We start from the raw sequence: 3,145 nt of genomic DNA, 5'->3' as shown, positions 1-3,145 counted from the left end.
TAGGCAGCCAGTCTAGACGCCAATTTTGTCATCCCCGCGAAAGCGGGGACCCAGCTCCGGCGGCACGTGATGGGTCCCCGCTTTCGCGGGGATGACACAGGGTGGGGAGCGCAGTCGTAGCGCGAGTTACGCAGCCTCGCCGACCCCAGCCGACGTCGGCGGCAGCGGCGTCTCCCGCAGCAAATTACCGAGTTCTGCCAGCACCGCCCCGCTCGCCGCGTCGGCCAGCCCCGCCTCCAGCCGCCGATACGCCCCCAGCACCGCCTGCCCCGTCGGCGTGAGTGACGCCCCGCGCCCATGCCCGCCGCCCGCGACCGTCTCGACCAGTTTCTCTTGCCAGCAGCGGTTCATGCTGTCGACCAGCAGCCAGCTGCGCCGGTAGCTCATCCCCATCGCGCGGCCCGCGCCCGAGATCGATCCCGCGCGGTCGATCGCCTCAAGCAGATCGGCCTTGCCCGGCCCCATCGCCAGTTCGTCGCCGCAATAGAGCTGCGCCTTGATCTTGAGTTTGCCGACCCGCATGGCCGGGGTTCTAGCCCAAAACGCTGGCAGGTGGCAAAGCGGCGCAAACCGCGTTAGGTCGCAGACATGGCGAAGCCGCACCCGTTCCATTCGATCCACACCCACGGCTTCGTCCGCGTCGGTGCCTGCACCCCGCGCGCCAGCGTTGGGGACCCCGTCGCCAATGCCGAGGCGGTGATCGCGCTGGCGAAGGACGGCCACGCGCGGGGCGCCGACCTGCTCGTCTTCCCCGAGCTCAACATCACCTCCTACGCGATCGACGATCTGCATTTGCAGACCGCGCAGCATCGCGCGACCGAAGCGGCGATCGGCGCAGTGGTGGCGGCGAGCGCCAAGCTGCGGCCGGTGCTGCTGGTGGGGGCGGCGCTGCCGCGCAACGGGCGGCTGTACAATTGCGCGGTGGTGATCGCGCGCGGGCGCATCCTCGGCGTGGTGCCGAAGATTTTCCTGCCCAATTACCGCGAATATTATGAAAAACGCTGGTTTGCGAGCGGTGCCGGGCTGACCGGCGACTGCGAGATCACGCTCGCCGGACAGACCGCTCCCTTCGGCACCAACCTGATCTTCGCGGCGAGCGAATTGCCGCATTTCATCTTCCACGCCGAAATCTGCGAAGATTTCTGGGCCCCCACCCCGCCCTCGACGATGGGTGCGCTGGCCGGGGCGCTGATCTGCTGCAATCTCTCCGCCTCCAATATCGTGGTCGGCAAGGCGCGCGAGCGGGCGATGCTATGCGCAGCGCAATCCGCGCGCGCGATCTGCGCCTATGTCTTCTCCGCTGCAGGACCCGGCGAAAGCACGACCGATCTGGCGTGGGACGGCCAGGGCATGATCCACGAACTCGGCGAGTTGCTCGCCGAATCGAGCCGCTTCAACCGCGCATCGCAACTCGTCCTCGCCGATGTCGATGCCGAGCGGATCGAGCAGGAACGGATGCGCGTCGGTACCTTCAACGACGCCGCGCGCCTCGCCGACGACCCGGAGAAGCGTTTTCGGCGAGTCAGCTTCACGCACCAGCCCGGCTTCGCCGATATCGGCCTGCTGCGCGCGCAAGGCCGTTTCCCGTTCGTCCCCGACACGCCCGAAAAGCTCGATCAGGATTGCTACGAGGCCTTCAACATTCAGGTCGAGGGTATCCTCAAGCGCTTTGAGGCGGCGCATGCTGAGCGGCTCGTCATCGGCGTATCGGGCGGGCTCGATTCGACCCACGCGCTGATCGTCGCGGCCAAGGCGATGGACCGGCTCGGGTTACCACGCAGCCGGATCCTCGGCTTCACCATGCCCGGTTTCGCGACCAGCGAGGCGACCAAGGACAATGCCTGGGCGCTGATGCGCGCGCTCGGCGTCGATGGCGACGAAATCGACATTCGCCCCGCCGCGACGCAGATGCTCGCCGACATGGACCATCCGTTCGCCAGCGGTGAACCGGTCTATGACGTAACCTTCGAGAATGTGCAGGCAGGTTTGCGCACCGATTATTTGTTCCGTCTCGCCAATCAGCGCGGCGGATTGGTGGTCGGCACGGGTGACCTGTCGGAGCTGGCGCTGGGCTGGTGCACCTACGGCGTCGGCGACCAGATGAGCCATTATGCGGTCAATGCCGGCGTCCCCAAGACGCTGATCCAGTTCCTGATTCGCTGGTGCATCCGCACCGACCAATATGACCGCGAGACCGACGCGATCCTTGAGGCGATTCTTGGCACCGAGATTTCGCCCGAACTGGTGCCCGCCGGGGCCGATGGCGCGATCCAGAGCACCGAAGCCAAGATCGGGCCGTACGCGCTCAACGATTTCTTCCTGCATCATGTCGTGCGGCACGGCATGGCGCCGTCAAAGATCGCCTTCCTCGCGCTCCACGCCTGGCGCGATGCGCGCGCGGGGGGCTGGCCGCGCGATTTCCCTGCGGCGGCGCGGGTGGCGTACGATCTTCCGACGATCGCCAGCTGGCTCGAGAAGTTTCTCGTCCGCTTCTTCGCGACGAGCCAGTTCAAGCGCTCGGCGATTCCCAACGGGCCGAAAGTTTCGAGCAGTGGCGCGCTCAGCCCGCGTGGCGACTGGCGGGCGCCATCGGATGGCACGGCACGGGTGTGGCTGGAGGAACTGGCGCGCGGGCTGCCGTGATGTCCGTTATCGAAAGGGACACATCAAACGTGTCATCCCCGCGAAAGCGGGGACCCATCTCGTAACGCCGGAGTTGGGTCCCCGCTTTCGGGGGGATGACACCGTAGCAACGAAATGATGGTGACTTACCGCTTCGCCTTACGCGCAGCATAGCGCGCGTCGCGCGCGGCCTTTTTGTCGATCTCGGCCTGGACCGCGGCTTGCTCGGCATCCTTGATCGCTTGTTCAGCGGCTTCGGCCTTGGCGAGCTTGTCGAGTCGCGCCTGTTCGATCGCGAGCTTTTTCTCTTCGCGCTTCTTCGCTTCGGCGGCTTCCTTGGCTTCGCGCGCGGCAGCGCGGGCGGCGGCGACGGCGGGATCGACCGGAGGCTTGGCCTTCAGCTTTTCGAGCGCGCGCTGCTTTGCGTCGGCGGAAAGGGCCGCGCGGTCCTGGAAGGTGGGTTCTTTGTAAGATGCCATGCGGCGCGCTTTAGCCTTATCGTCGAGAGAAGCAAATGGCGGAG

General features: G+C 66.3%; 3 protein-coding genes. 1 reads left to right on the top strand and 2 read right to left on the bottom strand.

Features of this window, described 5'->3' with window-relative positions; translation table 11 throughout:
• Window positions 1-126 precede the first annotated feature (126 nt).
• A complete protein-coding gene (locus ABWP09_RS14090) occupies window positions 127-522 on the bottom strand; it encodes a winged helix-turn-helix domain-containing protein (RefSeq protein WP_353205751.1) in 396 nt (131 codons plus the stop codon).
• A 66-nt stretch (window positions 523-588) separates the two neighbouring features.
• Here ABWP09_RS14090 and ABWP09_RS14085 point away from each other — a divergent pair, with 66 nt between their 5' ends.
• Window positions 589-2,643 (top strand): NAD(+) synthase, encoded by a 2,055-nt coding sequence (locus ABWP09_RS14085; RefSeq protein ID WP_353205750.1) that lies wholly within the window; start codon window positions 589-591, stop codon window positions 2,641-2,643.
• Between the two features lie 125 nt (window positions 2,644-2,768).
• On the opposite strand, the gene ABWP09_RS14080 is transcribed toward ABWP09_RS14085, so the two are convergent.
• Window positions 2,769-3,101, bottom strand: coding sequence for a DUF6481 family protein (locus ABWP09_RS14080; RefSeq protein WP_188447948.1), 333 nt, complete (start codon window positions 3,099-3,101; stop codon window positions 2,769-2,771).
• Window positions 3,102-3,145 lie beyond the last annotated feature (44 nt).

The sequence above is a fragment of the Sphingomonas sp. genome (assembly GCF_040398505.1).
Classification (GTDB): Bacteria; Pseudomonadota; Alphaproteobacteria; order Sphingomonadales; family Sphingomonadaceae; genus Sphingomonas.
This window is presented reverse-complemented; position numbering and strand designations above follow the sequence as displayed.